Annotated in this window: 28 protein-coding genes and 1 pseudogene; 20 read left to right on the plus strand and 9 right to left on the minus strand. The window is 73.0% G+C overall.

The features are described 5' to 3' along the window. The first annotated feature begins 14 nt into the window (after nucleotides 1-14). From ACZ404_RS15805 to ACZ404_RS15815, 3 genes are read left to right on the plus strand one after another with little or no spacing between them, the layout of a single operon-like run. On the plus strand, nucleotides 15-2,006 hold the full coding sequence (locus ACZ404_RS15805; protein ID WP_468440053.1) for an LpqB family beta-propeller domain-containing protein: 1,992 nt from the start codon (nucleotides 15-17) through the stop codon (nucleotides 2,004-2,006). Beyond that, the gene (locus ACZ404_RS15810) at nucleotides 2,003-2,926 is read left to right on the plus strand and encodes a S66 peptidase family protein (RefSeq protein ID WP_468440055.1); all 924 of its coding nucleotides are present in this window, start codon (nucleotides 2,003-2,005) and stop codon (nucleotides 2,924-2,926) included. The genes ACZ404_RS15805 and ACZ404_RS15810 overlap by 4 nt, the downstream gene beginning before the upstream one ends. Before the next feature lie 41 nt (nucleotides 2,927-2,967). Then, entirely contained in the window at nucleotides 2,968-3,516 is a 549-nt protein-coding gene (locus tag ACZ404_RS15815) for a GNAT family N-acetyltransferase (RefSeq protein WP_468440057.1), read from the plus strand. Nucleotides 3,517-3,539: 23 nt separating this feature from the next. Here the strand turns inward: ACZ404_RS15815 and ACZ404_RS15820 are convergent, their stop codons facing one another. Both ACZ404_RS15820 and ACZ404_RS15825 read right to left on the minus strand, forming a co-directional pair. Beyond that, nucleotides 3,540-3,887: a VOC family protein gene (locus ACZ404_RS15820; RefSeq protein WP_468440059.1), complete on the minus strand. Its 348-nt coding sequence runs from the start codon at nucleotides 3,885-3,887 to the stop codon at nucleotides 3,540-3,542. A 65-nt stretch (nucleotides 3,888-3,952) separates the two neighbouring features. Then, on the minus strand, nucleotides 3,953-4,909 hold the full coding sequence (locus tag ACZ404_RS15825; protein WP_468440061.1) for an LLM class F420-dependent oxidoreductase: 957 nt from the start codon (nucleotides 4,907-4,909) through the stop codon (nucleotides 3,953-3,955). Between the two features lie 211 nt (nucleotides 4,910-5,120). Between ACZ404_RS15825 and ACZ404_RS15830 the strand changes: the two genes are divergently transcribed. The 13 genes and pseudogenes from ACZ404_RS15830 to ACZ404_RS15890 all read left to right on the plus strand — a co-directional run bounded on the left by ACZ404_RS15830 (nucleotide 5,121) and on the right by ACZ404_RS15890 (nucleotide 15,314). After that, nucleotides 5,121-7,031, plus strand: a complete 1,911-nt coding sequence (locus ACZ404_RS15830) for an NAD(P)/FAD-dependent oxidoreductase (RefSeq protein ID WP_468440062.1) — start codon at nucleotides 5,121-5,123, stop codon at nucleotides 7,029-7,031. After that, complete coding sequence (locus tag ACZ404_RS15835; RefSeq protein ID WP_468440063.1) at nucleotides 7,028-8,875, plus strand: transketolase; 1,848 nt, start codon at nucleotides 7,028-7,030, stop codon at nucleotides 8,873-8,875. Before ACZ404_RS15830 ends, ACZ404_RS15835 begins: the two co-directional genes overlap by 4 nt. Further along, nucleotides 8,872-9,819: a non-homologous end-joining DNA ligase gene (ligD, locus tag ACZ404_RS15840; RefSeq protein WP_468440064.1), complete on the plus strand. Its 948-nt coding sequence runs from the start codon at nucleotides 8,872-8,874 to the stop codon at nucleotides 9,817-9,819. The genes ACZ404_RS15835 and ligD overlap by 4 nt, the downstream gene beginning before the upstream one ends. A gap of 96 nt (nucleotides 9,820-9,915) precedes the next feature. Then, the gene (locus ACZ404_RS15845; protein ID WP_468440066.1) at nucleotides 9,916-10,290 is read left to right on the plus strand and encodes a gas vesicle protein GvpO; all 375 of its coding nucleotides are present in this window, start codon (nucleotides 9,916-9,918) and stop codon (nucleotides 10,288-10,290) included. A 70-nt stretch (nucleotides 10,291-10,360) separates the two neighbouring features. Further along, on the plus strand, nucleotides 10,361-10,789 hold the full coding sequence (locus ACZ404_RS15850; RefSeq protein ID WP_468440069.1) for a gas vesicle structural protein GvpA: 429 nt from the start codon (nucleotides 10,361-10,363) through the stop codon (nucleotides 10,787-10,789). Then, nucleotides 10,786-11,556 carry a GvpL/GvpF family gas vesicle protein gene (locus ACZ404_RS15855; protein WP_468440071.1) on the plus strand — a complete coding sequence of 257 codons (771 nt, stop codon included), beginning with the start codon at nucleotides 10,786-10,788 and terminating at the stop codon, nucleotides 11,554-11,556. Before ACZ404_RS15850 ends, ACZ404_RS15855 begins: the two co-directional genes overlap by 4 nt. Before the next feature lie 23 nt (nucleotides 11,557-11,579). Continuing rightward, nucleotides 11,580-11,849 (plus strand): annotated as a pseudogene (locus ACZ404_RS15860) (gas vesicle protein GvpG); the annotation flags it as partial. Beyond that, a complete protein-coding gene (locus ACZ404_RS15865; RefSeq protein WP_468440073.1) occupies nucleotides 11,846-12,493 on the plus strand; it encodes a DNA primase in 648 nt (215 codons plus the stop codon). The pseudogene ACZ404_RS15860 and the gene ACZ404_RS15865, both read left to right, overlap by 4 nt. Then, nucleotides 12,490-13,680 (plus strand): SRPBCC family protein, encoded by a 1,191-nt coding sequence (locus tag ACZ404_RS15870; RefSeq protein ID WP_468440075.1) that lies wholly within the window; start codon nucleotides 12,490-12,492, stop codon nucleotides 13,678-13,680. The genes ACZ404_RS15865 and ACZ404_RS15870 overlap by 4 nt, the downstream gene beginning before the upstream one ends. Continuing rightward, the gene (locus ACZ404_RS15875) at nucleotides 13,677-14,036 is read left to right on the plus strand and encodes a gas vesicle protein (protein WP_468440077.1); all 360 of its coding nucleotides are present in this window, start codon (nucleotides 13,677-13,679) and stop codon (nucleotides 14,034-14,036) included. The genes ACZ404_RS15870 and ACZ404_RS15875 overlap by 4 nt, the downstream gene beginning before the upstream one ends. Beyond that, a complete protein-coding gene (locus ACZ404_RS15880; protein ID WP_468440079.1) occupies nucleotides 14,033-14,821 on the plus strand; it encodes a GvpL/GvpF family gas vesicle protein in 789 nt (262 codons plus the stop codon). Before ACZ404_RS15875 ends, ACZ404_RS15880 begins: the two co-directional genes overlap by 4 nt. Further along, a complete protein-coding gene (locus ACZ404_RS15885) occupies nucleotides 14,818-15,036 on the plus strand; it encodes a gas vesicle protein (RefSeq protein ID WP_468440081.1) in 219 nt (72 codons plus the stop codon). Before ACZ404_RS15880 ends, ACZ404_RS15885 begins: the two co-directional genes overlap by 4 nt. Beyond that, nucleotides 15,033-15,314 (plus strand): gas vesicle protein K, encoded by a 282-nt coding sequence (locus ACZ404_RS15890; RefSeq protein ID WP_468440083.1) that lies wholly within the window; start codon nucleotides 15,033-15,035, stop codon nucleotides 15,312-15,314. Before ACZ404_RS15885 ends, ACZ404_RS15890 begins: the two co-directional genes overlap by 4 nt. A gap of 36 nt (nucleotides 15,315-15,350) precedes the next feature. Here ACZ404_RS15890 and ACZ404_RS15895 read toward each other — a convergent pair whose 3' ends face one another. From ACZ404_RS15895 to ACZ404_RS15905, 3 genes are all read right to left on the minus strand, one after another. Further along, entirely contained in the window at nucleotides 15,351-15,521 is a 171-nt protein-coding gene (locus ACZ404_RS15895; protein WP_468440583.1) for a hydrophobic protein, read from the minus strand. A 62-nt stretch (nucleotides 15,522-15,583) separates the two neighbouring features. Continuing rightward, nucleotides 15,584-16,399, minus strand: coding sequence for a class I SAM-dependent methyltransferase (locus ACZ404_RS15900; protein ID WP_468440085.1), 816 nt, complete (start codon nucleotides 16,397-16,399; stop codon nucleotides 15,584-15,586). 122 nt (nucleotides 16,400-16,521) lie between these two features. Further along, entirely contained in the window at nucleotides 16,522-18,015 is a 1,494-nt protein-coding gene (locus ACZ404_RS15905) for a phosphatase PAP2 family protein (protein WP_468440087.1), read from the minus strand. A gap of 81 nt (nucleotides 18,016-18,096) precedes the next feature. On the opposite strand from ACZ404_RS15905, the gene ACZ404_RS15910 reads away from it, so the two are divergent. From ACZ404_RS15910 to ACZ404_RS15920, 3 genes are all read left to right on the plus strand, one after another. Next, on the plus strand, nucleotides 18,097-18,750 hold the full coding sequence (locus ACZ404_RS15910; RefSeq protein WP_468440089.1) for a histidine phosphatase family protein: 654 nt from the start codon (nucleotides 18,097-18,099) through the stop codon (nucleotides 18,748-18,750). A gap of 77 nt (nucleotides 18,751-18,827) precedes the next feature. Beyond that, nucleotides 18,828-20,447 (plus strand): ABC-F family ATP-binding cassette domain-containing protein, encoded by a 1,620-nt coding sequence (locus ACZ404_RS15915; protein ID WP_468440091.1) that lies wholly within the window; start codon nucleotides 18,828-18,830, stop codon nucleotides 20,445-20,447. 125 nt (nucleotides 20,448-20,572) lie between these two features. After that, nucleotides 20,573-20,860: a DUF6158 family protein gene (locus ACZ404_RS15920; RefSeq protein WP_468440093.1), complete on the plus strand. Its 288-nt coding sequence runs from the start codon at nucleotides 20,573-20,575 to the stop codon at nucleotides 20,858-20,860. Between the two features lie 92 nt (nucleotides 20,861-20,952). Here the strand turns inward: ACZ404_RS15920 and ACZ404_RS15925 are convergent, their stop codons facing one another. From ACZ404_RS15925 to ACZ404_RS15940, 4 genes are all read right to left on the minus strand, one after another. Next, a complete protein-coding gene (locus tag ACZ404_RS15925) occupies nucleotides 20,953-21,495 on the minus strand; it encodes a type 1 glutamine amidotransferase domain-containing protein (protein ID WP_468440095.1) in 543 nt (180 codons plus the stop codon). A gap of 6 nt (nucleotides 21,496-21,501) precedes the next feature. Next, complete coding sequence (locus ACZ404_RS15930; protein ID WP_468440097.1) at nucleotides 21,502-22,161, minus strand: diguanylate cyclase; 660 nt, start codon at nucleotides 22,159-22,161, stop codon at nucleotides 21,502-21,504. Further along, the gene (locus ACZ404_RS15935) at nucleotides 22,158-22,535 is read right to left on the minus strand and encodes a DUF2795 domain-containing protein (RefSeq protein WP_468440099.1); all 378 of its coding nucleotides are present in this window, start codon (nucleotides 22,533-22,535) and stop codon (nucleotides 22,158-22,160) included. The genes ACZ404_RS15930 and ACZ404_RS15935 overlap by 4 nt, the downstream gene beginning before the upstream one ends. A gap of 97 nt (nucleotides 22,536-22,632) precedes the next feature. Continuing rightward, a complete protein-coding gene (locus tag ACZ404_RS15940) occupies nucleotides 22,633-24,429 on the minus strand; it encodes a thiamine pyrophosphate-requiring protein (protein ID WP_468440101.1) in 1,797 nt (598 codons plus the stop codon). A 321-nt stretch (nucleotides 24,430-24,750) separates the two neighbouring features. Between ACZ404_RS15940 and ACZ404_RS15945 the strand changes: the two genes are divergently transcribed. Further along, the gene (locus ACZ404_RS15945) at nucleotides 24,751-25,692 is read left to right on the plus strand and encodes a hypothetical protein (RefSeq protein WP_468440103.1); all 942 of its coding nucleotides are present in this window, start codon (nucleotides 24,751-24,753) and stop codon (nucleotides 25,690-25,692) included. Nucleotides 25,693-25,762: the final 70 nt, after the last annotated feature.

The raw sequence follows: 25,762 nt of genomic DNA on the forward strand, positions 1-25,762 counted from the left end.
CGATGGGGCAGGAGATGCTCACACAGCCGTACGGATCCTGGCCCTCACCCGTGGACGCGGCGCTGGCCGCCGCACACGACGGACAGCCCGAGTGGGTGGGGCACGTCGGGGACGAGGTCTGGTGGACCGAGCCCCGGCCCGCCGAGGGCGGACGCAGGGCGCTGGTGCGGCGGTCGGCCGACGGCCGCGAGGAGCCGGTGCTGCCGGCGCCGTGGAACGTGCGCAGCCGGGTCGTCGAGTACGGCGGCCGGCCCTGGACCGGGGTCCTCCTGGACGGCGTGCCCCTGGTGGTGTTCACGCACTTCGCCGACCAGCGGCTGTACCGGTACGAGCCCGGCGGCGAGCCCCGCCCGCTGACCCCGCTCTCCCCGGTGGGCGGCGGGCTGCGCTGGGCCGAGCCGCGCGTGGACCTCGACCGGGGTGAAGTCTGGTGCGTGCTCGAGGAGTTCACCGGGGAGGGCCCGGACGACGTGCGCCGCGTCCTGGCCGCCGTACCGCTGGACGGCTCGGCCGCCCAGGACCGGACGGCGGTACGCGAACTCACCGACGCCCGGCACCGGTTCGTCACCGGAGCGCGGCTCTCGCCCGACGGCCGCCGGGCCGCCTGGCTCGCCTGGGACCATCCCCGGATGCCGTGGGACGGCACGGAACTGCTCGTCGGCGAGGTCGGCGAGGACGGCCGGCTGCACGGGGTGCGCACGGTCGCCGGCGGACCCGAGGAGTCGGTCGCGCAGGCCGACTGGTCGGCCGACGGCGGGCTCCTGTACACGAGCGACCGCAGCGGCTGGTGGAACCTGTACCGGGACGGCACCCCGCTGTGCCCGCGCGAGGAGGAGTTCGCCGGGCCGCTGTGGAAGCTCGGCCTGCGCTGGTTCGCGCCGCTGGACAACGGGCTGATCGCGGTCCTGCACGGCCGCGGGCCGGCCGTCCTCGGGACACTGGATCCGCACTCCGGCGAGATCCTCGACGCGGTCGGACCGTGGACCGAGTACGCGCCCACCCTCGCCGCGCACGGCGAACGCGTCGTCGCGGTCGGCGCGAGCCCGCGCACCGGGTACGAGGTGGTCGAGCTGGACACCCTCCCCCACGCTCGAACGGACTCGCGCGGGGGTGCCCCCACCGGGCGCGCCCGCGCGATCGGCGCCCGCCACCGGGACTCCGTCGACCCGGCGTACTACCCCCGGCCGCTGGCCCGCACCTTCACCGGCCCCGACGGCCGCGAGGTGCACGCCCACGTCCACCCCCCGCACCACCCCGGGCGCACCGCCCCCGACGGGGAGCTGCCGCCCTACGTCATCTGGGCGCACGGCGGCCCCACCAGCCGGGTCCCGCTCGTCCTGGATCTGGAGATCGCCTACTTCACCTCGCGCGGCATCGGCGTCGCCGAGGTCAACTACGGAGGCTCCACCGGCTACGGCCGCGCCTACCGGGAGCGGCTGCGCGAGCAGTGGGGCGTGGTCGACGTCGAGGACTGCGCGGCCGTCGCCCGCGCGCTGGCCGAGGAGGGCACCGCCGACCCGCGCCGGCTCGCGATCCGCGGCGGCAGCGCCGGCGGCTGGACCACCGCCGCCTCCCTGACCGGCACCGACGTCTACGCCTGCGGCACGATCAGCTACCCCGTCCTGGACCTCGCCACCTGGGGCCCGGGGGACACCCACGACTTCGAGTCCCGGTACCTGGAGTCGCTGGTCGGTCCGCGCGCCGAGGTGCCCGACCGGTACGCCGAGCGCTCGCCCACCGCGCACGCCGACCGGCTCACCGCGCCGTTCGTGCTGCTCCAGGGCCTCGACGACGTGATCTGCCCGCCGGCCCAGTGCGAACGCTTCCTGGCCCGGATCCAGGGCCGGGGGGTGCCGCACGCCTACCTCACCTTCGCGGGGGAGGGGCACGGCTTCCGCCGGTCCGACACCATCGTCCGCGCCCTGGAGGCCGAACTCTCCCTGTACACCCAGGTGTTCGGGCTGGACCCGACGCCCGGCGTGCCGAAACTGGAGCTGGTCACATGAGAGAACTGGTGCGCCCGGCCCGGCTGGCCCCCGGGGCACGGGTGGCCGTCGTCGCCCCCAGCGGGCCGGTGCCCGAGGAACGGCTCCAGGCCGGCCTCGACGTGCTGCGCGGCTGGGACCTCGACCCGGTCGCCGGATCCCATGTGCTGGACCGGCACGGGGAGTTCGACTACCTGGCGGGCAGCGACGCCGACCGCGCCGCCGACCTGCAGCGCGCCTGGTGCGACCCCGCCGTCGACGCCGTCCTGTGCGCCCGCGGCGGATACGGCGTGCAGCGCATGGTCGACCTGCTCGACTGGGAGGCGATGCGGGCCGCCGGGCCGAAGGTCCTGGTCGGCTTCAGCGACGTCACCGCCCTGCACGAGGCCTTCGCCACCCGCCTGGGCCTCGCCACCCTGCACGGACCGATGGCCGCCGGCGTCGACTTCGTCAAGAACGCCCGCGCGCAGGAGCATCTCAGGGCCACGCTGTTCGCCCCGGAGACGGTCCGCACCATCGCCTCCGGCGGCACCGCCCTCGTCCCCGGCCGCGCCCGGGGCGTCACCCTCGGCGGCTGCCTGTGCCTGCTCGCCGCCGAACTCGGCACCCCGCACGCCCGTCCCTCCGCGAGAGGCGGACTGCTGTGCCTGGAGGACGTGGGCGAGCAGACCTACCGGCTGGACCGGTACCTCACCCAACTGCTGCGCGCCGGCTGGCTGGAGGGGGTGCGCGGGGTGCTGCTCGGATCCTGGGAGAACTGCGCCGACCAGGACGGGGTACGCGCCCTGCTCGCCGACCGGCTCGGCCCGCTCGGCGTGCCCGTGGTGGAGGAGTTCGGGTTCGGCCACTGCGCGGGCGCGCTCACGATCCCGTTCGGGGTCGCGGCCGAACTCGACGCGGAGGCGGGCACCCTGACCCTGGACGAGCCCGCGCTGCGCTGAGCCGGCCTGCTCACGCAGGACACCGCGCGTAGGCTGGCGGGATGCCGAACACCGCACCCCGCTACTTCGCCGAGGGCCCCCGCGTGGGCATCCGGGCCTTCACTCCGCAGGACGGCCCCGAGTTCACCGCGCGGGCCCGGGAGAGCAAGGATCTGCACCGGCCGTGGCTGTTCCCGCCCGACACCGACGAGGCCTACTCCGCGTACGCCGGCGCGCTCATCGACGACCCGTCCCGGGCCGGATTCCTGGTGTGCGAGAAGGACACCGGGGACATCGCGGGGTTCATCAACATCAACAACATCGTCCGCGGCGGCTTCCAGAGCGGCGCCCTCGGCTACGGCGCCTTCGCGCACGCCGCCGGCCGGGGCCTGATGCGCGAGGGTCTCGAGCTGGTGATCGGATACGCCTTCGGGCCGCTGGGCCTGCACCGGCTGGAGATCAACGTGCAGCCCGGCAACGCCGCCTCCGTCGCGATGGCCCGGGGCGCCGGGTTCCGCCTGGAGGGCTTCTCCCCGGACATGATCTACGTCGACGGCGCCTGGCGGGACCACGAACGCTGGGCGCTCACCGCGGAGATGCGCCAGGGCTGACCGCGGTCGCACGGCCGGCCGGTTCAGCCCCGCTGGTCGACGTACTCGAACACCGTGCCGTCCGGATGCAAGGCGATCAGATTCCGCCCGGCCGGCGTGGACACCGGCCCCGCGACGATCCGCGCGCCCAGCTCGGTCAGCACCCGGTGGGCCTCGTCGACGTCCTTGACGGCGATCGTGGCCGCCACCTTCCGCAATATCTCCAGCTCCGACTCCGGCCCGCTCATCAGCAGGAACGAGCCGACGGCCGCGACCTGGACACCGCCCCGCTCGAACCGCATCGCCCTGCCGCCGGCGAGCCCTTCGTAGAAGGGGACCGCGGACTCGAGGTCATCGACACAGATACGCAGTGAGGCACCCAGAATCTCCATGGGGGAGAGCCTAGTTGGGAAGGAGCCGAGGCAGGAGTGGTCCCGATTCCCCCGGCCCGCGATCCCTAGTCGGCGAGCTGCGGCAGCACCTTCGTCCGGTAGAAGTCGAAGAAGCCCCGCTGATCCGCCCCGATCTGATTCACGTACACCCGGTCGAACCCGGCGTCGGCGAACGCCCGCAGCGCCGCCACGTGCTCGTCCACATCATCGCCGCACACCGACTTCTCCCGGACCATGTCCTCGGTCACCAGCTCCGACAACTGCTCGAAGTGGCTCGGCGTCGGCAGCACCTGCCCCATCTCCCCGGGCAGCAGCTCGTTGTACCAGAGCCGGTGCACCGTCCGTACGCACTCCTCGCGGTCGGTCCCGTAGCACACCTTGGTGCCGCCGCTCACCGGCTTCGCGCCACCGCCGCCCTTGCGGAACCGGGTGACCATCTCCTCGTCCGGCATCATCGTGATGTAGCCGTCGCCGACCCTTGAGGCCAGCGAGGTCGCCTTGGGGCCGAAGCCGGAGATGTCGATCGGGACGGGCTCGTCCGGGACCGTGTACAGCCGCGCGTTCTCCACGGTGTAGTGCGTGCCGTGGTGGTTGACCTCCTCGCCGGTGAACAGCCGGCGCATCACCTGGATGGCCTCCTCCAGCATCTCCAGGCGGATGTGCAGCGGGGGCCAGCGGTCGCCGAGGATGTGCTCGTTGAGCGCCTCCCCGGTGCCCACGCCCAGCCGGAACCGGCCCTCGGTCATCACCGCGCTGGTCGCGGCCGCCTGCGCCAGCACCGCCGGGTGGATGCGGACGGTCGGGCAGGTCACCGCCGTCTCGACGGGCAGTGAGACCGCCTCCGACAGGGCGCCGATCACCGACCAGACGAACGGGCTCTGGCCCTGCTCGTCGTTCCACGGGTGATAGTGGTCGGAGATCCACAGGGCCGTGAAGCCGGCCTGTTCGGCCATGCGGGCCTGCTCGATCAACTCGGCGGGACCGTACTGCTCGCAGGACAGGAAGTAGCCGTACTCGGGCATGGGGACACCTCCGCGACCGGGCGGTCGGGGTCGGGGCTGGGGACGTCGATGTGGTGCGGGCCGGGTAACCGGGTCCGACCTTGCGAAACGCGAGCCGGCCCGGCGCCCGGGACGTCCGGGGCGGGCGTCCGGGTGAGGCCCGCGGCGTTTGGGTGCCCCGGGCCCGGTTACGCGGAAAGCCTCCAAGGAGCGACTGAGCCGGAGGCGCACCGTGAGTCGACCACGCGTCGTGATCGTCGGCGGCGGATTCGCCGGGTACCGGGCCGCCCGCACCCTCGCCCGGCTGACCCGGGGCCGCGCGCACATCACGCTGCTCAACCCGACCGACTACTTCCTGTACCTGCCACTGCTGCCCCAGGTGTCCGCCGGGATCCTGGAGGCCCGCAGGGTGACCGTCTCGCTGCCCGGCACCCTGCGCGGGGTGCGACTGGTGCTGGGGGAGGCGACCGGCGTCGACCTCGACGGGCGCGCCGTGCACTACACGGACCCCGAGGGCGGCACCGGGAGCCTGGCGTACGACCGGCTGGTGCTGACCGTCGGCAGCGTCAACAAGCTGCTGCCGATCCCGGGCGTCGCCGAGCACGCGCACGGGTTCCGGAGGCTGCCCGAGGCGCTGTACCTGCGTGACCACGTCACCCGGCAGGTGGAGCTGGCCGCCGCGACGGACGACCCGGAGGAGCGGGCCGCGCGGTGCACCTTCGTGGTGGTCGGCGCGGGCTACACCGGCACCGAGGTGGCCGCGCAGATGCAGATGCTCACCGACCGTCTCGCGCGCCGGCATCTGCCCGGCAGTGCCCGGCCGCGCTGGCTCCTGCTGGACATCGCGCCGCGTGTGCTGCCGGAGATGGACGAGCGGCTCTCGCGCACCGCCGACCGGGTCCTCAGGACGAGGGGCGTCGACGTGCGGATGGGGACCTCCGTGAAGGAGGCCACGCACGACGGGGTGCTGCTCACCGACGGGGAGTTCGTGCCTTCGCGGACGCTCGTGTGGTGCGTCGGGGTCCGGCCCGACCCACTCGTCGAGGCCGTCCGGCAGCCGCTGGAGCGGGGCCGGCTGATCGTCGACCCGTACCTGCGGGTGCCGGGCCGCGAGGAGGTGTTCGCCTGCGGGGACGCGGCGGCCGTGCCCGACCTGGAGCGTCCGGGCACGTTCACGCCGATGACCGCCCAGCACGCCTGGCGGCAGGGCAAGGTGGCCGGGGAGAACGTGGCCGCCTCGCTCGGACTCGGCCGGCGCCGGCGCGCCTACCGCCACCGGGACCTGGGCTTCGTCGTCGACCTCGGGGGCGTCCGGGCCGCCGCCAACCCGCTCGGCATCCCGCTGTCCGGCCTGCCGGCCGGTGCGGTCACCCGTGGCTACCACCTGGCCGCGCTGCCCGGCAACCGCGTCCGCGTCGTCGCCGACTGGCTCCTGGACGCCGTCCTCCCGCGCCAGGGCGTCCAACTGGGCCTCGTCCGCTCCTGGTCCGTCCCCCTGGACACAGCCTCCCCGGAACTGCCCCGAGTACCGGGCGACCCCCGAGGCCAGACCGAGGCCGCGAAGAGCCAACCAGGTGGCGGGCCTGCGAAGAAGCCCGGTGGCGAGGGGGCGAACGGCCGACCGGGTGGCGAGCCCGCGAAGAACCAGCCGGGTGGCGAGCCCGCGAAGAACCAGCCGGGCGGGGAGCCCGCGAAGAACCAGCCGGGTGGCGAGCCCGCGAAGAACCAGCCGGGCGGGGAGCCCGCGAAGTTCCAGCCGGGTGGCGAGCCCGCGAAGTTCCAGCCGGGTGGCGAGCCCGCGAAGTTCCAGCCGGGCGGGGAGCCCGTAAAGAACCAGCCGGGTGGCGAGCCCGCGAAGAACCAGCCGGGCGGGGAGCCCGTAAAGAACCAGCCCAGTGGCGAACCTGCCAAGAATCGGACTGGCACTGGACCCGCCAAGAATCGGACCGGCACAGAACCTGCCACGAATCAACCCGGCACCGAGCCCGCCGAGGGTCAGCCCGGCACCGAGCCCGCCGGGAAGCGGTCCGGCGGGCGGTCCGCCGAGCCGCATCCCGCCCCCGGTCCCGTGAAGCGCACCGATCCGCCCGTCGCCCCCGCGGAGCGCCCGAATTCCAAGGACTCAGCAGAAGGAGACTCATGAACACCGCCGAACTCACCGACCTCGGGCAGCAGTTGCGCGTGGACAGTGTGCGGGCCGCCGCCGCGGCCGGGTCCGGGCACCCGACCTCCTCGATGTCCGCCGCCGACCTGCTCGGCGTCCTCCTCGCGAACCACCTCCGCTACGACTTCGAGCGCCCCGACCACCCCGCCAACGACCGCTTCGTCCTCTCCAAGGGCCACGCCTCCCCACTGCTGTACGCCGCCTACAAGGCCGCCGGCATCATCGAGGACGGCGAACTGCTCACCTTCCGCAAGCTCGGCAGCCGTCTCGAAGGACACCCGACGCCGCGCCGGCTGCCGTGGGTGGAGACGGCCACCGGCTCGCTCGGCCAGGGCCTGCCCGTCGCCGTCGGCATCGCCCTCGCCGGCAAGCGGCTGGACCACAGCGGCTACCGGGTCTGGGTGCTGTGCGGTGACAGCGAGCTCGCCGAGGGCTCCATCTGGGAGGCGGCGGAGCACGCCGGGTACGAGCACCTGGACAACCTGGTCGCCGTCGTGGACGTCAACCGTCTCGGCCAGCGCGGTCCCACCCGGCACGGCCACGACCTGGACGCCTACGCCCGCCGCTTCCAGGCGTTCGACTGGCACACCATCGAGATCGACGGCCACGACGTGGACGCCATCGACCGGGCCTACGGCGAGGCGCTGTCGACGACCGGCCAGCCCACGGTGATCCTCGCCCGCACCCTGAAGGGCAAGGGCGTCGCCGCCGTGGAGGACCGCGAGGGCCTGCACGGCAAGCCGCTGCCCGAGGCCGAGGACGCCGTCGCGGAGCTGGGCGGCCCGAGGGAGCTGCACGTCCGGGTCAGCGAACCGCACGCCGCCGCCGCGCACCGCTCGCACACCACCGAGCCCGTCCAGCTCCCGCGGTACGAGCAGGGCGAGGAGGCCGCCACCCGGGACGCCTTCGGCAAGGCCCTCGCCGCGCTCGGCACCGCCCGCGGCGACGTCGTCGCCCTGGACGGCGAGGTCGGCGACTCCACCCGTACCGAGGAGTTCGCCAAGGCACACCCCGACCGGTTCTTCGAGTGCTACATCGCCGAACAGCAGCTCGTCGCCTCCGCCGTCGGCATGGCCACGCGCGGCTGGGTGCCGTACGCCTCCACGTTCGCGGCCTTCCTCACCCGCGCCCACGACTTCGTCCGCATGGCCTCGATCAGCGGGTCCGGGATCAACCTGGTCGGCTCGCACGCGGGCGTCGCGATCGGCCAGGACGGCCCCTCGCAGATGGGCCTGGAGGACCTGGCGATGTTCCGCTCGGTGTACGGCTCGACCGTGCTCTACCCGTGCGACGCCAATCAGACCGCCCGCCTGGTCACCGAGATGGCCGGCCTCGAGGGCATCCGCTACCTGCGCACCTCGCGCGGCAAGACTCCGGTGATCTACGGACCCGACGAGCAGTTCCCGGTCGGCGGCAGCAAGGTGCTGCGCTCCAGCGAGGAGGACCGGCTGACCGTCGTCGCCGCCGGGGTGACCGTGCACGAGGCGCTGAACGCCGCCGACCGGCTCGCGCAGGACGGCATCCAGGTCCGGGTCGTGGACCTGTACTCGGTCAAGCCCGTCGACGTCGAGACGTTGCGCCGGGCCGCCGAGGAGACCGGCTGCCTGGTCACCGTCGAGGACCACCATGCCGAGGGCGGCCTCGGTGACGCCGTCCTGGAGGCCTTCGGCGACGGCCGGCCGGTGCCCCGCCTGGTGCGGCTCGCGGTGCGCACCATGCCGGGCTCCGCCGCCCCCGACGAGCAGCTGCACGCGGCCGGCATCGACGCCGTCGGCATCGCGGCCGCGGCGAAGCTGCTGGTCGAGGAGGCGGTCGTGCGATGAGCACGGACCCGGGCGACGGTGCGCGGACGATACGGGCGGGCCGCCGCACGGTGGAGATCCAGCGGCCCGGGAAGGTGCTCTTCCCGGGCGCGGCGGACGCCAAGGAGTACACCAAGGGGGACCTCGCCGACTACTACGAGGCGGTCGCCCCGTACCTGCTGCCCCACCTGAGGGGCCGGCCGCTGATGCTGGAGCGCCATCCGGACGGCCTGGACGGCCCCCGCTTCATGCAGAAGAACACCCCCGAGTACTACCCGGACTGGATCACCCGAGCCGAGGTCCCCAAGGAGGGCGGCACGGTGACGCACGTCGTCTGCGACGACACCGCCACCCTCCTCTACCTGGCCGACCAGGCCTGCCTCACCCTGCACCGCTGGCTCTCCCGCACCGACCGCGCCGGGGGAGTGGACCACCCCGACCGGCTGGTGTTCGACCTGGACCCGCCCGGCGAGGACGCCTTCGGCGCCGTCCGCGAGGCCGCCGTACGGCTGCGTGAGCTGCTGGACGAGCTGGGCCTGCCGTGCGCGCCCATGACCACCGGCTCGCGCGGGCTGCACCTCGTCGTCCCGCTCGACGGCCGCGACGACTTCGACGAGGTACGGCGGTTCGCCCGCGAGGTCGCCGAGTACGCCGAAGCCGCGCAACCGGACCGGCTCACCACCGCCGCCCGCAAGGAGGCGCGCGGCGACCGTCTCTACCTCGACGTGCAGCGCAACGGCTACGCGCAGACCGCTGTGGCCCCCTACACCGTCCGCGCCCGGCCCGGCGCCCCGGTCGCCACGCCGCTGAGCTGGGAGCAGCTGGACGAGCCCGGTCTCGACGCCCGCCGCTGGACCCTCGCCGACGCCGTCGACCAGGCCCGCACCGATCCCTGGGCGGATCTGCCGGCCCGGGGACGCGCCCTCGGTCCCGCCCGGCGCCGCCTCGCCGCCCTGGGCGGCTGAGCCGCCCGCCGGGGGGACGAACCGGGCGCCGGAGGACCCGTGCCCTCCTGGATGTTTGGCCAAGGGCGGAGCGGCCACCCGCAGGGAGAGGTGGCCATGTCGAACACAAGAGACACATCCCAGTCACAGAGTTCACAAGACACCCAGAACTCACAGGAGACGAACCACAGCACACACCAGGACGCGGCGGACGCCCGGCGGCCGACCCCCATGGAAGTGCTGCGCCAGGCGCGCAGCCAGCTCGCCGAACTCACCGGTCTCAACCCGGAGTCGGTGTCCTCCTTCGAGCAGACCGACGACGGATGGTCGCTCGAGGTGGAGGTCCTCGAACTCCCGAGGGTGCCGGACACGATGAGCCTGATGGCGAGCTACGAGGTGGAACTCGACCGGCAGGGCGAGCTCACCGGCTACCGGCGCGTGCGCCGCTACGAGCGCGGGCGGGCCGACGCGCGCAGGCCCGGCGGCCGTTAGGCCGCCGACCGGCACCAGGCGCCGGCGGACACACCGCGCACCCGACCACTCACAAGGAGGAACGGCCGGAATGACCGTTGTACCGGCACAGCAGACCGGAGGCGGAGGCGGCAGCAGCGGCCTCTACGACGTACTCGAGCTCGTTCTCGACAGGGGGCTCGTCATCGATGCCTTCGTGCGTGTCTCTCTGGTGGGCATCGAGATCCTGAAGATCGACGTCCGGGTCGTCGTGGCCAGCGTCGACACCTATCTGCGCTTCGCCGAGGCCTGCAACCGCCTCGACCTGGAGGCGGGGCCGCGCAAGAGCCCGGGCCTGCCCGACCTGGTCGGCGAGATCACCGAGTCCGGCGCGCGCGGCAAGTCCAAGGGCGCGCTGTCCGGCGCGGCGGAGACCATATCCGACGCCTTCAAGCAGGCCCGCGGCGAGGCCGAGGGCGAGGGCGAGTCCCGGCCCCGGCCGCGCAAGACCACGACCCGCCGGAAGGAGGAGCAGGAGTGAGCACGTACGTCTATGGGATCACCGCCCGCTCGCACCCGGCGCTCCCCGAGGGCATGACGGGCGTCGGTGAGCCGCCGCTGCCCGTGCGCGTCCTCACCGCCGGCGAGCTGGCCGCCGTGGTCAGCGACGCCCCCGAGGGGCTGCGCCCCAAGCGCAGGGACCTGCTCGCGCACCAGAACGTGCTCGCCGAGACGGGCGCGGGCGGCTGCGTGCTGCCCATGCGGTTCGGCAGCGTCGCGGAGAGCGACGACGCCGTCGTCCAGGTGCTCACCGAGCGGGCCGAGCACTACGGGGACCGGCTGCGCGAGCTCGACGGCAAGGTCGAGTACAACGTCAAGGCCACCCATGTCGAGGAGGCCGTCCTGCACCAGGTGATGGCCGAGGACACCGAGCTGCGCTCCCTCGCCGAGGCCAATCGGCAGGCGGGTGGCGGCAGTTACGACGACAAGATCCGCCTGGGCGAGATGGTCGCGAACGCCGTCAAGGCCAAGGAGGCCGAGGACGCCGCCGAGGTGCGCAGCGCACTGGCCCCGGTCGCCGCCGCGGTGAGCGTGGGCCCGGAGTCCACGGGCTGGCTGCTCAACGTCTCGTTCCTGGTCGCCAGGGACTCCGCCGAGCACTTCCTGGCCGCGGTCGAGCAGATCCGCAAGAGCCACCCTCACCTCGATCTGCGGGTCAACGGCCCGCTGCCGCCGTACAGCTTCGTCGAGCCCGGCCCCGCCGAGCCCGCGGGCAGCGCGGCCGGCGCCGACGCCGGGGCGCAGTAGCGGCCGGGCCCGGACGGAAGGAGGACCCCGTGGGACTGATCGGCGAGGTGCTGCTGCTGCCCTTCGCACCGGTGCGGGGCAGCGGCTGGGCGATCAGACAGGTGCTCCGCGAGGCGGAACGGATCTACTACGACCCCGCCACCGTACGGGCCGAACTCGCCCGCCTCGAGGAGCAATTGGAGGCGGGCGAGATCACTGAGGAGGAGTTCGACCGGCGCGAGGACGAACTGCTCGACCGGCTGGAGACCGCCCTCGGCTCCGGCGAAACGAAAGGCGACGGGACGGGATCATGAATCGGACGGCACTCGGCCTCGCGGTAGGGGCCGGATACCTGCTGGGACGCACGAAGAAGCTGAAAATGGCGCTCGCGGTCGGCTCCCTCGTGGCCGGCAAGAAGCTGAACGTCACGCCGAAGGCCCTGGCCGGCCTGGTGCAGCAGCAACTGCGCGACAACCCACAGGTCAAGGAGATAGGGGACCAGCTGCGAGGGGACCTCAAGGGGGTCGGCAAGGCCGCCTCCGGGGCCATGGTCGAACGGCAGATGACCGCGCTCGCCGACCGCCTGCACGGCCGCACCGCCCAGGTGCGCGACCAGCTCTCCGGAGCGGTGCCCACCGGGCGCTCCGAGGACTCCGAGGACTCCGAGGAGGGGCGCGACGAGGAGCAGTACGACGACTCGGCCGAGGAGTCCGGCGAGCGGGAGGACGGTGACGGCGAGGACACCGGCGAGGAGGCCCGCAAGGAGGCGCCGCGCAAGAAGGCGGCCAAGAAGGCCCTGCCGAAGAAGACCGCCAAGAAGGCCGCGGCGAAGGCCCCGGCCAAGAAGGCGGCGGCCCGCAGGACCGGCACGGCCGGCCGGGCGGCCGCGAAGAAGACCGGAGCGACCGGCGGCGCAAGCGGCCGGTCCGGGCAGCCGAAGGGCGGCGATGACACATGACCGAGACCCTCGGGTCCGCGACCTCGGCGGCCGGACGGGCCGCGGGCGCCGCGAAGAACAACCCGCTGACGGATCTCGCCCACAGCGAGGCCGCCGATCGCCTGAAGGCGGAGGCACAGGAGTACCTGGCCGCGCAGGCCACCCGCCTGCTCACCGGAGTCGGCCGCAAGCTGGGCGAGACCACCAACAAGCTCAACGACATCGCCGAGGGCAACAGCCCCGGCTTCGCGAAACTGGCCCTCGAAGGCGGCCGCAAGATCGCCGAGGGCAAGGGCCCGCTGCGTTCCGCGCTGGAACTCGGCGGCTCCCGGGTCAAGGAGAACGTCATGGGCGCCTTCAAGAACCTGGGGGGCGGCGGCAAGGGCAAGCGCAAGGGACGCGGCGGCAACAAGCCCACCGTCATCATGGAATCCATCGACGTGGGTGTGCCCCTGCGCACCGCCTACGACCAGTGGACCCAGTACCAGGACTTCAGTAACTTCGCCAAGGGCGTCAAGAGCGCCAGCCGCGCCGACGACACCCACTCCGACTGGCAGGCGAAGATCTGGTGGTCCAGCCGTAGCTGGAAGGCGCAGACCACCGAGCAGGTCCCCGACCAGCGCATCCAGTGGACGTCCGAGGGCGCCAAGGGGAGCGTGAAGGGCGTCGTCACCTTCCACGCGCTCGGGGACAACCTCACCCGGGTCCTGCTCGTCATGGAGTACTACCCGAGCGGCTTCTTCGAGAAGACGGGCAACATCTGGCGCGCCCAGGGCCGCCGTGCCCGGCTCGACCTGAAGCACTACGCCCGCTTCATCACCTTCAAGGCCGAGGCGGAGGACGGCTGGCGCGGCGAGATTCAGGACGGCGAAGTCGTGCGCAGCCACGAGGACGCGGTCGCCGAGGAGGAGGAGGCCGAGGCCAAGGCGCAGGAGGACGAGCAGCAGCCGGAGGAGGGCGAGGAAGAGGAGCCCGAGGAGTCCGAGGAGTCCGAGGAGTACGAAGGCGAGGAAGAGGGCCCGTCCGACGAGGAGGAGCCCGAGGAAGAGCCCGAGGAGCAGGAAGAAGAGGGCGAGTACGAGGACGAGGAGGAGGAGCCCGAGGAGTACGAGGCCGAGGACGAAGGCCGGGAGGAAGAGCCCGAGGACGAGGAGGAGTACGAGGAGGAAGAGGAGCCCGAGTACGCCGGGCGCGGGAGCCGTCGATGACGACACCCGGCCGCTTCCCCGAGCCCTCCGCCCGCCGCTTCCCCGAGCCCTACGGGCAGAGCAGCGGGGCCAACCTCGCCGACATCCTCGAGCGCGTGCTCGACAAGGGCATCGTGATCGCGGGCGACATCCGGATCAACCTGCTGGACATCGAGCTCCTCACCGTCAAGCTGCGGCTCATCGTCGCCTCGGTCGACAAGGCCAAGGAGATGGGCATTGACTGGTGGGAGACCGATCCCGCGCTCTCCTCCCATGCCCGCCGCGACCAGCTGACGCGAGAGAACGCCGAGCTCAGGGAGCGGCTGGCACGGCTGGAGGAACTCGAAGGCGGACGTGTGCCGAAGGAGGCCCCATGACCGGACTGCGGTACGTGTACGCCGTCTGCCGCCCCTTCCGGGCGCCCCTGCAGGTCCAGCTCACGGGCATCGGGGGCGCCCCGCCGGCGGTGCTGCAGCACCACGGGCTGGTCGCGGTCGTCAGCACGGTCCCGGAGGGCGAGTTCTGCGAGGAGGCGCTGCGGAGCCGCCTGGAGGACCTCGACTGGCTGGCCGCGACCGCCCGGGCGCACCAGGGCGTGATCGACGCGCTCACCACTGTCACCACGCCCCTGCCGCTCCGGCTGGCGACGGTCTTCCGGGACGACAGCGGGGTGCGCACCATGATCGAGGCCCGCGAGGACGACTTCCGGCGCGCCCTGGACCGGCTGGAGGGCCGGGTGGAGTGGGGCGTCAAGGTGTTCGTGGAGAGCGAGCCCCCCGAGCCCGCGACCGCGGCCCCGACCCGTGCCGCCAGCGGGCGGGACTATCTGCGCCGGCGGCGCGAGAGCACGCACGCGCACGAGGAACTGTGGCGCCGGGCCGAGACCTTCGCCGAGTCCCTGCACCACCGCCTTGCCGGGCGCGCGGAGGATTCCCGGCTGCATCCCCCGCAGAACTCCACGCTGTCCGGAGCGGCGGGAAAGAATGTGCTCAACGCGGCTTATCTGGTGCGCCGGACGGATTCCGAGGAATTCGTGGAGATGGTGGATCGTACAAAGGACGAGGCGCCCGGTATTCGGGTGGAACTCACCGGCCCCTGGGCCGCCTACTCGTTCACCCAGGAGTTCGGCGAGAAAGCCACCGGTGCCGGGGAGGAACAGTGACCGTCGTCGAACGCCGGGAGATCGCGCTGGTGGACCTGCTCGACCGGCTGCTGGCCGGCGGGGTCGTGATCACCGGTGACATCACCCTCAGGATCGCGGACGTCGACCTCGTCCGTATCGACCTCAACGCACTCATCAGCTCCGTCAACGAACAGGTCCCCTCGCCCTTCGAGCTGCTGCCCGCCGCCCGGGCGCCCAGGGAGGATCCCGCATGACCGCGCGCAACCGGCTCGACCTCGAACCCGACACCGTCGAGCGCGACCTGGTGAAACTCGTCCTGACCGTGGTGGAGCTGCTGCGCCAGCTGATGGAGCGCCAAGCGGTGCGCCGCTTCGACACCGGCCAGCTGACCGAGGAGCAGGAGGAGCGGATCGGGCTCACCCTGATGCTCCTGGAGGACCGGATGGCCGAGCTCAGGGAGCGCTACGGGCTGCGGCCCGAGGACCTGAACCTGGACCTCGGGCCGCTGGGACCGCTGCTGCCCCGCGAATGAGGGCGCGGAACGCATTCAGCTGTTCTTCTCAGTCACTCACCACCGGTACCAGCGGCCCCTCCCGCCGCCGGTGGTCGTGCCGCGCACCAGGAAACCCAGCAGCCAGAGAACCAGCACCGCCAGGGCGATCCACCACAGAATCTTCAGGGCGAATCCGGCGCCGAAGAGAATCAGCACCAGAAGCAGGACGAGCAGGATGGGAACCATAATGTGAACCTCCTGCACACCGGGTTTCCAGAAATTGCTGGTCCAGGCTTCTTCACGCACCTCTACTTACGGCACAGAATCTCACCGTGCAGGACCGCGAACCAGCCGTCCTCCCGTCCGCCCCACTCCCGCCAGGCCTCCGACACCGCCCGCAGCCGTTCCTGCGTCGCGTGGCCGCCCCCGGTGGCCCGCTCCGCGTAGCTCGAGGCGAGGGTGCGGTCCGCCCACAGCCCGCTCCACCACGCCCGCTCCTCGGGGGTGGCGAAGGTCCAGGTGCCGGACGTGGCCGTGATGTCCGTCAGTCCGGCGGCCAGCGCCCAGGACTTCAGCCGGCGCCCGGCGTCGGGCTCGCCGCCGTTGGCGCGGGCGACAGTCTCGTACAGGTCCAGCCAGTCGTCCAGGCCCGGCACCGCCGGGTACCAGGTCATGGCCGCGTAGTCGGCGTCGCGCACCGCGATGAACCCGCCCGGCTTCGTCACCCGGCGCATCTCGCGCAGCGCCTGCACCGGGTCGCCGACGTGCTGCAGCACCTGGTGCGCGTGCACCACGCAGAAGGTGTCGTCCGGGTAGTCCAGAGCGTGGACGTCGGCGACCGCGAAGTCGGTATTGGTCAGGCCCCTCTCGGCGGCTGTCCGCCGGGCCTGCTCCAGGATCCCCGGCGCGTGGTCGACGCCGGTGACCCGGCCGTCCGGGACCAGCTCCGCCAGGTCGGCGGTGATGGTGCCCGGGCCGCAGCCGATGTCCAGGATCCGCATGTGGGGCTTGAGCGAGCCGAGCAGGTACGCCGCGGAGTTGGCGGCGGTCCGCCAGGTGTGCGACCGCAGTACCGACTCATGGTGCCCGTGCGTGTAGACGGCGCTCTCCTGTGCTTTCGGCATGGCTGTGCCCCTCCTCGTCGTACCGGCTCCCGGGGCCGACGGCCCCGTCCGCGGTACGTCGAACGGTACGCCCGTGTGCCGAATATTGAGACCAGCGTTTTGCCATATGGACTGATGGACCATCAGAAAGGCTTGCGCAGCGGGCGGTAGACCGTCAGGGCCGCCGGCAGCTTCTCCACCGTCACCTCGCCCGAGACCGGCACGACCTCGCCGTCGTACGCCAGCGGCGTGCCCGGCTCCACACCGGTCAGCCGCAGCCGCGTGAGCTGCACCGCCGCGTGCGCCGGCGAGCGGGTCAGCGGGCCGGCCGCCGCGGCCGCCAGCAGCCGCAGCGCCGGCCTGCGGCTGCCGTGCACCACCCGTACGTCCAGCAGACCGTCCGCCAGGTCCTTGCGGCGACCGGGCGCCAGCCCCATCCGGTGGTAGATCCCGTTGCCGACGAACAGCAGCCACAGCGGCCGCCGCTCGCCGCCCACCTGGACCGCCAGCGGATGCCGGTCCGCGCGCAGCACGCGCAGCGCGCCGAGCAGCCCGGCCGGCCAGCCGCCGATCCGGTGCGACCAGCGCTCCCGCACGCGCACCAGCTCCGGGTACACACCGAGGGCGAAGGTGTTGAGGAACAGCCCCTCCCGGTCGCCCGCCCTGAACCGGCCCACGTCCACCCGCACCGCCTCGCCGTGCCGCACGGCCCACGCCAGGTCCCGGTCGTCCTCCAGCCCGAGGTCGAGGGCGAAGTGGTTGAGGGTCCCGCCGGGCAGCACCGCCAGCGGCAGATCATGCCGCAGGGCGAGCGCCGCCGCCGCGTTCACGGTCCCGTCGCCCCCGCACACCCCGAGCACCCGCGCCCGGGCCGCCGCCTTCGCCAGCTCGTCCCCGACGTCCTCCGGCTCGCACTCGACGATGTCCGCCCGCGGCAGCGCCGTGCGCAGCGCCCCGATCCGGTCCGCCGTCCCCGACCCCCGGTTGGCGACCACCACCAGACCCTCGCCCTGCTCCAGCGCCGGCGCCTCGACACGCGGCCGGGCCGGCGGCAGGGACCCCGCCCGGGTCGGCACCAGGCGCCGTACCAGGAACGCGGCCCCCATGCCCAGCGCCGCGCCCGCCAGCACGTCGCTCGGAAAGTGGACCCCGGTGTACACCCGGGACGCCGCGACCGAGAACGCCACCGGCGCCACCGCCGCGCCCCACGCCGGGGACTCCAGCGCCACACCCGTCGCGAAGGCGGCGGCCGAGGCCGCGTGACCGGACGGGAACGAGGTGGTGATCGGCTGCCGCTTGAGCTGCCGCACCAGCGGCACCGGGTCCAGTACCGGCCGCGCCCGGCGCACCGACCACTTGCCGAGGGTGTTGATGGTCAGCGAGGCCAGCCCGAGGGAGGCGATGCCCCGCACGGCCGCCCGGCGCGAGCGCGGGGTCCGGGCCACCGCCAGCGCGCCGGCCGCGGCGAACCACAGCACCCCGTGGTTCGCGCTCCGGCTCAGCCTCGGCAGCACCCGCTCGGCACCGGGCCAGTGCCATGCGGCGGCCGCCTCGAACAGCCGGGTGTCGGCGGCGAGCAGCCGCCGCAGGGCGGGCCGGCCGGTCGGAAGGGCGGTCAGGTCCACGTCTGGGTTCATGGGGTGCGGTTACCCTGAAGCAGCCGTTTGTTGTGCCCCGCGTGCGCCGACGGCCTGAACCGCCGCGAGAGGATCCCCCGGATGCGCCTGCTCCTCGTGCGCCACGGCCAGACCCCGTCCAACGTGGACCATCTGCTGGACACCGCCCCGCCGGGCGCGGGCCTTACCCCGCTCGGCGAACGGCAGGCCGCCGCCCTGCCCGAGGCCCTCGCCGACGAGCACCTCGACGCCCTCTACACCTCCTCGCTGATCCGCGCCCGGCTCACCGCCGCCCCGCTGGCCGCCGTACGCGGCCTCGACGTCCTCGTCCGCGACGGGCTGCGCGAGCTGTCGGCCGGCGACCTGGAGATGAGCCCGGGCGACTCCCCGGAGGGGCTGACCTACCTGCGCACGGTGTTCGCCTGGGCAGCCGGGGACACCGCGCTCAGGATCCCCGGCGGGGAGAGCGGGCAGGAGGCCCTGGCCCGGTACGACGCGGTGGTCGCCGAGGCCGCCGCGAGCGGGGCCGCGGCCGTCGCCATGATCAGCCACGGCGCCGCCATCCGTGTGTGGACCGCCGCCCGCGCCGCCAACGTCGACGTGGCCTTCGCCGCCTCCCGCCCGCTGTCCAACACCGGCACGGTGGTCCTGGAGGGCTCGCCGGCCGACGGCTGGAAGGCACTGTCCTGGGAGGGCGCGACCGTGGTGCCCGCGGAGCAGGGCGGACCGGCGGGGGAGCCGGTGAGCGGCCCGTGAGGAGCCGTGCGGCATCGCAGGGGCGCCGCGGATAAGCGTTTGCCCCGGCTCCCGGCCGGCCCACAGAATGCCCTCCCATGGGACATCTGGAAGCCGCGCACCTCGAGTACCACCTCCCCGACGGCAGGACGCTGCTCGGCGATGTCTCCTTCCGGGTCGGCGAAGGTGCCGCCGTCGCCCTGGTCGGCCCCAACGGCGCCGGCAAGACCACCCTGCTGCGGCTGATCTCCGGCGAGCTGAAACCGCACGGCGGTACGGTCACCGTCAGCGGCGGCCTCGGCGTGATGCGCCAGTTCGTGGGCTCCGTACGGGACGAGACGACCGTGCGCGACCTGCTCGTGTCCGTCGCCCCGCCCCGCATCCGCGCGGCCGCCGAGGCGGTCGACCGGGCCGAGCACGCCATCATGACCGTCGATGACGAGGCCGCCCAGCTCAGCTACGCGCAGGCCCTCGCCGACTGGGCCGAGGCACGCGGCTACGAGGCCGAGACGCTGTGGGACATGTGCACCACCGCCGCGCTCGGCGTCCCCTACGAGCGGGCCCAGTGGCGACAGGTGCGCACCCTGTCCGGCGGCGAGCAGAAACGCCTCGTCCTGGAGGCGCTGCTGCGCGGCACCGACGAGGTGCTGCTGCTGGACGAGCCGGACAACTACCTGGACGTACCCGGCAAGCGCTGGCTGGAACAACAGCTCAAGGAGACCCGGAAGACCGTTCTGTTCGTCTCCCACGACCGCGAACTCCTCGCCCGCGCCGCCGAGAAGATCGTCTCCGTGGAGCCCGGCCCGGCGGGCGCGGACGCCTGGGTGCACGGCGGCGGCTTCGCCACCTATCACGAGGCCCGGCGTGAACGCTTCGCCCGCTTCGAGGAGTTGCGCCGCCGCTGGGAGGAGAAGCACGCCCAACTGAAGAAGCTGGTGCTGAACCTCCGCCAGGCCGCCGAGAACAGCGCCGACATGGCCTCCCGCTACCGGGCCGCACAGACCCGTCTGCGCAAGTTCGAGGAGGCCGGGCCGCCGCCGGAGCCGCCGCGCGAGCAGGACATCAGCATGCGGCTCAAGGGCGGGCGCACCGGCGTACGCGCCGTCACCTGCAAGGAACTCGAACTGACCGGCCTGATGCGCCCCTTCGACCTGGAGGTGTTCTACGGCGAACGGGTCGCCGTCCTCGGCTCCAACGGCTCCGGCAAGTCGCACTTCCTGCGGCTGCTCGCCGGCGAGGACGTGCCGCACACGGGCGAGTTCAGGCTGGGCGCGCGCGTCGTCCCCGGCCACTTCGCGCAGACCCACGCCCATCCGGAGCTCCAGGGCCGCACCCTGCTCGACATCCTCTGGAAGGAGCACGCGCAGGACCGGGGCGCCGCCATGTCCCGGCTGCGCCGCTACGAGCTGACCGGCCAGGCCGAACGCCCCTTCGAGCGGCTCTCCGGCGGCCAGCAGGCCCGTTTCCAGATTCTCCTGCTCGAACTGCAGGGCGCCACCGCGCTGCTGCTGGACGAGCCGACCGACAACCTCGACCTGGAGTCCGCCGAGGCCCTCCAGGAAGGCCTGGAATCCTTCCAGGGCACCGTCCTGGCCGTCACCCACGACCGCTGGTTCGCCCGCTCCTTCGACCGCTACCTGGTCTTCGGCGCCGACGGCCGCGTCCGCGAGACCCCGGAACCGGTCTGGGACGAACGCCGGGTGGAACGGGCGCGGTGACGGGCGGGGCGCCGGTGGTCACCGCCGCCCGGATGTTCGTACAGTGGAACCAGGAAGGTGAGCTTCACGAGTTCCTCCCGCACATCGCTCGGGAGCAGTGCGTGCCGGGTGGGTACCCGGACCCCATGAACGAACACGACGAGCGGGGCACCACCATGACCGGAGTCGAGCCCAGCCGACTGGACGACCAGCAGCTCATGAAAGAGCTGGAGACGATCCACCGCACGCGCCACGACACCCTCCTGTACGGCTCGAACGACGCGCTGCGGACCCACAACGAGCGCATGGCGCAACTCGAGGGCGAGTATCTGCGGCGCAATCCGCGCCGCCTGGTCAGCGCGGGCCGCACCCGCGAGGGCGCCCGCGAGCGGGCCTGCGGCGAGGCGGCGACTCCGGGCACGTCCGGCACCTGAGCGGACGCCCACGCGCGAAGGGCCGGCCCGTGCGGGCCGGCCCTCCACCGGACGGACAGTCGGTCAGGACAGGGTTCGGCAGGTGGCCGGAGTCACCCCGCCTCGCCCGCGAACACGTGCAGGAACGCGTCGCAGAACGCCTTGAGATCGTCCGGCTTGCGACTCGTCACCAGCTGGTTGGATCCGTGGTCGCAGATCTTCACCTGCTCGTCCACCCACGTGCCGCCCGCGTTGCGGATGTCCGTGCGCAGGCTCGGCCAGGACGTCAGCTCCCGGCCCCGTACGACGTCCGCCTCCACCAGCGTCCACGGCGCATGGCAGATCGCGGCCACCGGACGGCCCCGGTCGAAGAAGTCCTTCACGAACGCGACGGCCTTCTCGTCCATCCGCAGGAAGTCCGGGTTGGCCACCCCGCCGGGCAGCACCAGTCCGCCGAAGGACTCGGCCGACGTCTCGCCCACCACCTCGTCGACAGGGAAGGTGTCCGCCTTGTCGAGATGGTTGAACGCCTGGATCTTCCCGGACTCCGTCGACACCAGCACCGGTTCGTGCCCGGCGTCGGAGACGGCCTTCCAGGGCTCGGTCAGCTCCACCTGCTCGACGCCCTCGGGTGCCACCAGAAACGCGATACGCATGATTCCTCACTCTCCTTTCGCAGTGCCCGCACCGGCCTTCTCGGCGGCCCGGGCGCGTCGCCTGCGCGCCCCGGCCGCGCGCCGGCACCGCACCAGCTCCTCGCCGTACGGCAGCAGCACGCACGCGCCGATCACCAGGCCGATGCCCGCCAGGTAGCCGGCCGACAGCGGGCGCGGGCGCCGTACCAGACGCCAGGCGTCCGGATCGCCGCGCCCGCCGCGCAGCAGCGACGTGACCTGGTCGGCGTGCAGACACATCAGCGACACCAGCCCGCCGAACGGCAGCGACTCCAGAAAGCTGTGGATGTGCTGCTCGATCGGCTTGACCTCGCGGTCGCTGTGCACGGCCGTGCGGACGTCCCACAGCGCGGTCGCCTCGTGCACCGCCGCCGCGCCCAGCTGCACGCTCAGCAGCAGCGGGTTGACCCGGTAGCGCAGCGTCAGCGCGATCGGAAGCCCGACCTCGGCCATCATCAGCGCATGGATCAGGGACTCCCGCGTCCCCGAGGTGTCCTCGATGCGGGTACGCCGGTGCATCGCCCAGTCGGCCAGACCCGGCAGGAACCAGCCGGGCAGCAGGCCGTACAGCAGAAACCGCGTGGTGGCGTCACCGACGTCGACGGTGGCGCCACTCGCGGCGACCTCCGCGGCCTGGTCTCGGCTCATGCGCCGCCCGCCAGGTCCTCGGCGAGCTGCTGCAGGGTGTCGTAGCGGTTGCCGTGCGGCAGGTCGGCCACCGCGTCGATCAGCGCCCCGGGCGCGTTGCCGCGCCGCAGGGTGCGGGCCAGCTCGTTCGCCTTCGCGGGGAAGCTGTGCCGGCTCAGGTGCCGGGCCAGCTCCGTCCGCACCCGCTCCAGCGACGCCGGGGATCCCAGACCGCCCACTGGACCGCTGGAAACCTCCGGGTCGTCGTCGGCGGCCGGCTCGGGGTCGTGCCACTCCTCCACGCGCGTCGGGTGCCCCGACCGGAGCAGGCTCTTCAGCTCGTGCTTCATCTCGTCGTCCCGGTGGACGTTCAGCCGGTCACTGCCTCGCTGCATGTCTCCCTCCAGAGGGTCGAAGGTCCGCCCCGCGTACCCGGCGGCCGAGCGGCGACACCGGATGGGGGCGGAAACCGGCCGTTCGGCTGCTCGTCGGCTACTCCTTGTCGCGTCCCGGCAGGAACTCCTGCACCTTCGCCTTCAGCCCCTGCTTGATCATCGAAGCGCGGTCGGAGTCGCCCTTGAGGATCGACGCGGCCGTCGCCTCCATCTGCTCCCAGCTCGCGTGCGGCGGGATCGGCGGTACGGCGGGGTCGGTGAGGAACTCGATCACGGCCGGCCCGTCGGCTTCCAGGGCCGCCCGCCAGCCCGCCTCGACGTCCTCGGGCTTCTCCACCCTGATGCCGGTCAGGCCGAGGGAGCGCGCGAACGCCGCGTACTGCACGTCCGGGATCTGCTGCGACGGCAGGAACTGCGGGGCGCCCTCCATCGCGCGCATCTCCCAGGTCACCTGGTTCAGGTCCTGGTTGTTCCACACGGCGACCACCAGCCGCGGATCCGACCAGCGGTCCCGGTACTTGGCGGCGGTGATCATCTCCGCCAGCCCGTTCATCTGCATCGCGCCGTCCCCGACCAGCGCGATCACCGGCCGGTCCGGATGCGCGAACTTCGCACCGATCGCGTACGGCACGCCCGGGCCCATCGTCGCCAGCGTGCCCGACAGCGAACCGCGCATGCCCGGGCGCATGGTGATGTGCCGCGCGTACCAGTTCGCCACCGAACCGGAGTCCGAGGTCAGGATCGCGTTGTCCGGCAGCAGCGGATCCAGGGCCCGGGCCACGTACTCCGGGTTGATCGGGTCGGCGGTGAGCCCGGCCCGCCGCTCCATCGTCTGGTGCCAGCGCTTCACGTTGGCGCACACGGTGTCGTACCACTCGCGCCCGCCGCGGTCGGTCCGCAGCAGCGGGATCAGCCGCTGCAGGGTCGCCTTCGCGTCGCCGACCAGGTTCACCTCGTACGGGTAGCGCATGCCGACCATGTGCGGGTCGATGTCGATCTGCACCCCGCGCGCCTTGCCGAACTCCGGCATGAACTGCGTGTACGGGAACGAGGAGCCGATCGTCAGCAGCGTGTCGCAGTCCCGCATCAGCTCGTACGACGGCCTGCTGCCCAGCAGCCCGATCGGCCCGGTGACATAGGGCAGCTCGTCGCTCAGCACGTCCTTGCCGAGCAGCGCCTTCGCGACGCCCGCGCCGAGCAGCTCGGCGATCTCCTGCACCTCCACGACGGCTCCGGCCGCGCCCTGCCCGATGAGAATGGCCGGCTTCTCGCCCGCGTTCAGCACGTCCGCGGCCCGGCGCAGCGCCTCGTCCGTCGGGGTCGCCGTGTAATCGCTCATGCCCAGGCTGGAGGGCACCATCTTGAAGTCGTGCGTCGGCGCCGAGTAGTCCAGCTCCTGCACATCCGCGGGGATGATCAGCGCGGTGGGGGCGCGCCGGGCGTAGGCGGTGCGGATGGCCCGGTCCAGCACGTTCGGCAGCTGCTCCGGCACCATCACCGTCTCGACGAAGTCGGAGGCGACGTCCTTGTACAGGGTGTGCAGGTCGACCTCCTGCTGGTACGACCCGCCCATCGCGGTGCGGTTGGTCTGGCCGACGATCGCCAGCACCGGCACATGGTCCAGCTTGGCGTCGTACAGGCCGTTGAGCAGGTGGATCGCGCCGGGTCCCGAGGTCGCCGCACAGACGCCGAGCCTGCCGCTGAACTTGGCGTAGCCGACCGCCTCGAAGGCGGACATCTCCTCGTGCCGGGACTGGATGAAGCGCGGCTCGTCCTCGGCCCGTCCCCAGGCCGCGAGCAGCCCGTTGATGCCGTCCCCGGGGTAGCCGAAGACCTGTTCGACACCCCAGGCGCGCAGGCGCTCAAGAATCTGGTCGGAGACCTTTTGGCTCATGGAAGAGACCTCCCCGGTGCAGTAGGAAGCGGGCGATCCGGTCAGCGCCTACCGAGTGACCGGCGGACCGGACCGAAAACCTGCGGGGGCCCCGTCTCCGCGCCCCCGCCGCCCCTTTCGGCCAAGGTTCACCCGCGCGGCGGCCCCCGTCCCGCGAATGGGTCCCGGCCGCGCGCGGCACGGGGCGGGGCGGGCTGTGATGGGCGCAAGGGCACGCGTCGTGTCCGCCGACCGCCGACCCGCCGAGGCCGACCGCCGACCGGCCGTCGACTCCGTTCCGCCGACCGTCATCGCCCGTCGTACCGCCGAGGAGCCCGAGCCATGTGTCGCACCGTTCGCGTCCTGCCCGTAGCCGTTCTGGCCGTGGCCGCGCTCGTCATATCCGGGCCCGCCGCGTCCGCCGACCCCGCGGCCGGGACCGGTGGGTACGCCGTCGACCCGGGTGGCACCGCACTCGTGCCCGGGTCCTGCGACGCCCTCACCGGCGCGCTGCCGGCGTCCCCCGACGGCTCCGAGGGGCCGGCGTGCGGCGATGGACAGGAGCAGGAGCAGGAGCTGGACCAGGGACAGGGTCTGGACCCGGGGCAGGACCTGGACCCGGGGCAGGACCTGGATCAAGGGCAGGAGCTGGACCAGGGGCAGGTACCGCCGGAGGATCCGCCCGGGGTGGGGGAGGAGACCGGCCAGGTGCCGGAGTCCGCGGATGAGGCGTTGGCAGGGGAGGGGCAGTTGCCGGGGCCGTCACAGGAGCCGCCGGGGCAGGGACAGCACACCGGGCAGGGGCAGGGGCAGGGGCAGGCGCCGCAGCAGGGGCAGGCACAGGGGCAGGCTTCGGGGCAAGGGCAGGCACCCCAGGGGCAGGCGCCCCAGCAGGGGCAGCCACCCCAGCAGGGGCAGGGGCAGGGGAAGGAGCCCGGGAAGCAGCAGGGGCAGGGGCAAGCCCAGGGCCAGGCGCAGGGGCAGACGCCGGGGCAGGGTCAGGGGCACGAGTGCCGGGACGGTGGGCAATGCCACGGGTCCGGACAGGAGTGCGACAAGGCGCACGGCGCGTCCTGCTCCGGCGGGCACGCCTGCCGTGAGTCCGGGGACGACGGCGACTGCAGGCCGCCGTCCGTTCAGGGCGCGGTGCCCGCCGGGCAGGGCGGCACCTTCACCGACTCGGTTCCCGCGCTGATCATCGGCGGTGCCCTGATCGCCGCGGCCTGCGCAGGCGCCGCCTACCGGCTGTACGGCCGCCGGCCCCGCAGACCGGTGCGCGTCTGACACGGCGGCCGGCCCGGCTGTGACCGGCACAACTCCGATCACCGGCCATGGCGGGCCGTCCGGCGGGTAC

Source organism: Streptomyces sp. NPDC030798 (genome assembly GCF_055572275.1).

Coding starts and splice junctions, on each gene's coding strand:
- ACZ404_RS15805 (WP_468440053.1), top strand. CDS start 15: ATGCTCACACAGCCGTACGGATCCTGGCCCTCACCCGTGGACGCGGCG.
- ACZ404_RS15810 (WP_468440055.1), top strand. CDS start 2,003: ATGAGAGAACTGGTGCGCCCGGCCCGGCTGGCCCCCGGGGCACGGGTG.
- ACZ404_RS15815 (WP_468440057.1), top strand. CDS start 2,968: ATGCCGAACACCGCACCCCGCTACTTCGCCGAGGGCCCCCGCGTGGGC.
- ACZ404_RS15820 (WP_468440059.1), bottom strand. CDS start 3,887: ATGGAGATTCTGGGTGCCTCACTGCGTATCTGTGTCGATGACCTCGAG.
- ACZ404_RS15825 (WP_468440061.1), bottom strand. CDS start 4,909: ATGCCCGAGTACGGCTACTTCCTGTCCTGCGAGCAGTACGGTCCCGCC.
- ACZ404_RS15835 (WP_468440063.1), top strand. CDS start 7,028: ATGAACACCGCCGAACTCACCGACCTCGGGCAGCAGTTGCGCGTGGAC.
- ligD (WP_468440064.1), top strand. CDS start 8,872: ATGAGCACGGACCCGGGCGACGGTGCGCGGACGATACGGGCGGGCCGC.
- ACZ404_RS15845 (WP_468440066.1), top strand. CDS start 9,916: ATGTCGAACACAAGAGACACATCCCAGTCACAGAGTTCACAAGACACC.
- ACZ404_RS15850 (WP_468440069.1), top strand. CDS start 10,361: ATGACCGTTGTACCGGCACAGCAGACCGGAGGCGGAGGCGGCAGCAGC.
- ACZ404_RS15865 (WP_468440073.1), top strand. CDS start 11,846: ATGAATCGGACGGCACTCGGCCTCGCGGTAGGGGCCGGATACCTGCTG.
- ACZ404_RS15870 (WP_468440075.1), top strand. CDS start 12,490: ATGACCGAGACCCTCGGGTCCGCGACCTCGGCGGCCGGACGGGCCGCG.
- ACZ404_RS15875 (WP_468440077.1), top strand. CDS start 13,677: ATGACGACACCCGGCCGCTTCCCCGAGCCCTCCGCCCGCCGCTTCCCC.
- ACZ404_RS15880 (WP_468440079.1), top strand. CDS start 14,033: ATGACCGGACTGCGGTACGTGTACGCCGTCTGCCGCCCCTTCCGGGCG.
- ACZ404_RS15890 (WP_468440083.1), top strand. CDS start 15,033: ATGACCGCGCGCAACCGGCTCGACCTCGAACCCGACACCGTCGAGCGC.
- ACZ404_RS15895 (WP_468440583.1), bottom strand. CDS start 15,521: ATGGTTCCCATCCTGCTCGTCCTGCTTCTGGTGCTGATTCTCTTCGGC.
- ACZ404_RS15900 (WP_468440085.1), bottom strand. CDS start 16,399: ATGCCGAAAGCACAGGAGAGCGCCGTCTACACGCACGGGCACCATGAG.
- ACZ404_RS15905 (WP_468440087.1), bottom strand. CDS start 18,015: ATGAACCCAGACGTGGACCTGACCGCCCTTCCGACCGGCCGGCCCGCC.
- ACZ404_RS15910 (WP_468440089.1), top strand. CDS start 18,097: ATGCGCCTGCTCCTCGTGCGCCACGGCCAGACCCCGTCCAACGTGGAC.
- ACZ404_RS15915 (WP_468440091.1), top strand. CDS start 18,828: ATGGGACATCTGGAAGCCGCGCACCTCGAGTACCACCTCCCCGACGGC.
- ACZ404_RS15920 (WP_468440093.1), top strand. CDS start 20,573: ATGAACGAACACGACGAGCGGGGCACCACCATGACCGGAGTCGAGCCC.
- ACZ404_RS15925 (WP_468440095.1), bottom strand. CDS start 21,495: ATGCGTATCGCGTTTCTGGTGGCACCCGAGGGCGTCGAGCAGGTGGAG.
- ACZ404_RS15930 (WP_468440097.1), bottom strand. CDS start 22,161: ATGAGCCGAGACCAGGCCGCGGAGGTCGCCGCGAGTGGCGCCACCGTC.
- ACZ404_RS15935 (WP_468440099.1), bottom strand. CDS start 22,535: ATGCAGCGAGGCAGTGACCGGCTGAACGTCCACCGGGACGACGAGATG.
- ACZ404_RS15940 (WP_468440101.1), bottom strand. CDS start 24,429: ATGAGCCAAAAGGTCTCCGACCAGATTCTTGAGCGCCTGCGCGCCTGG.
- ACZ404_RS15945 (WP_468440103.1), top strand. CDS start 24,751: ATGTGTCGCACCGTTCGCGTCCTGCCCGTAGCCGTTCTGGCCGTGGCC.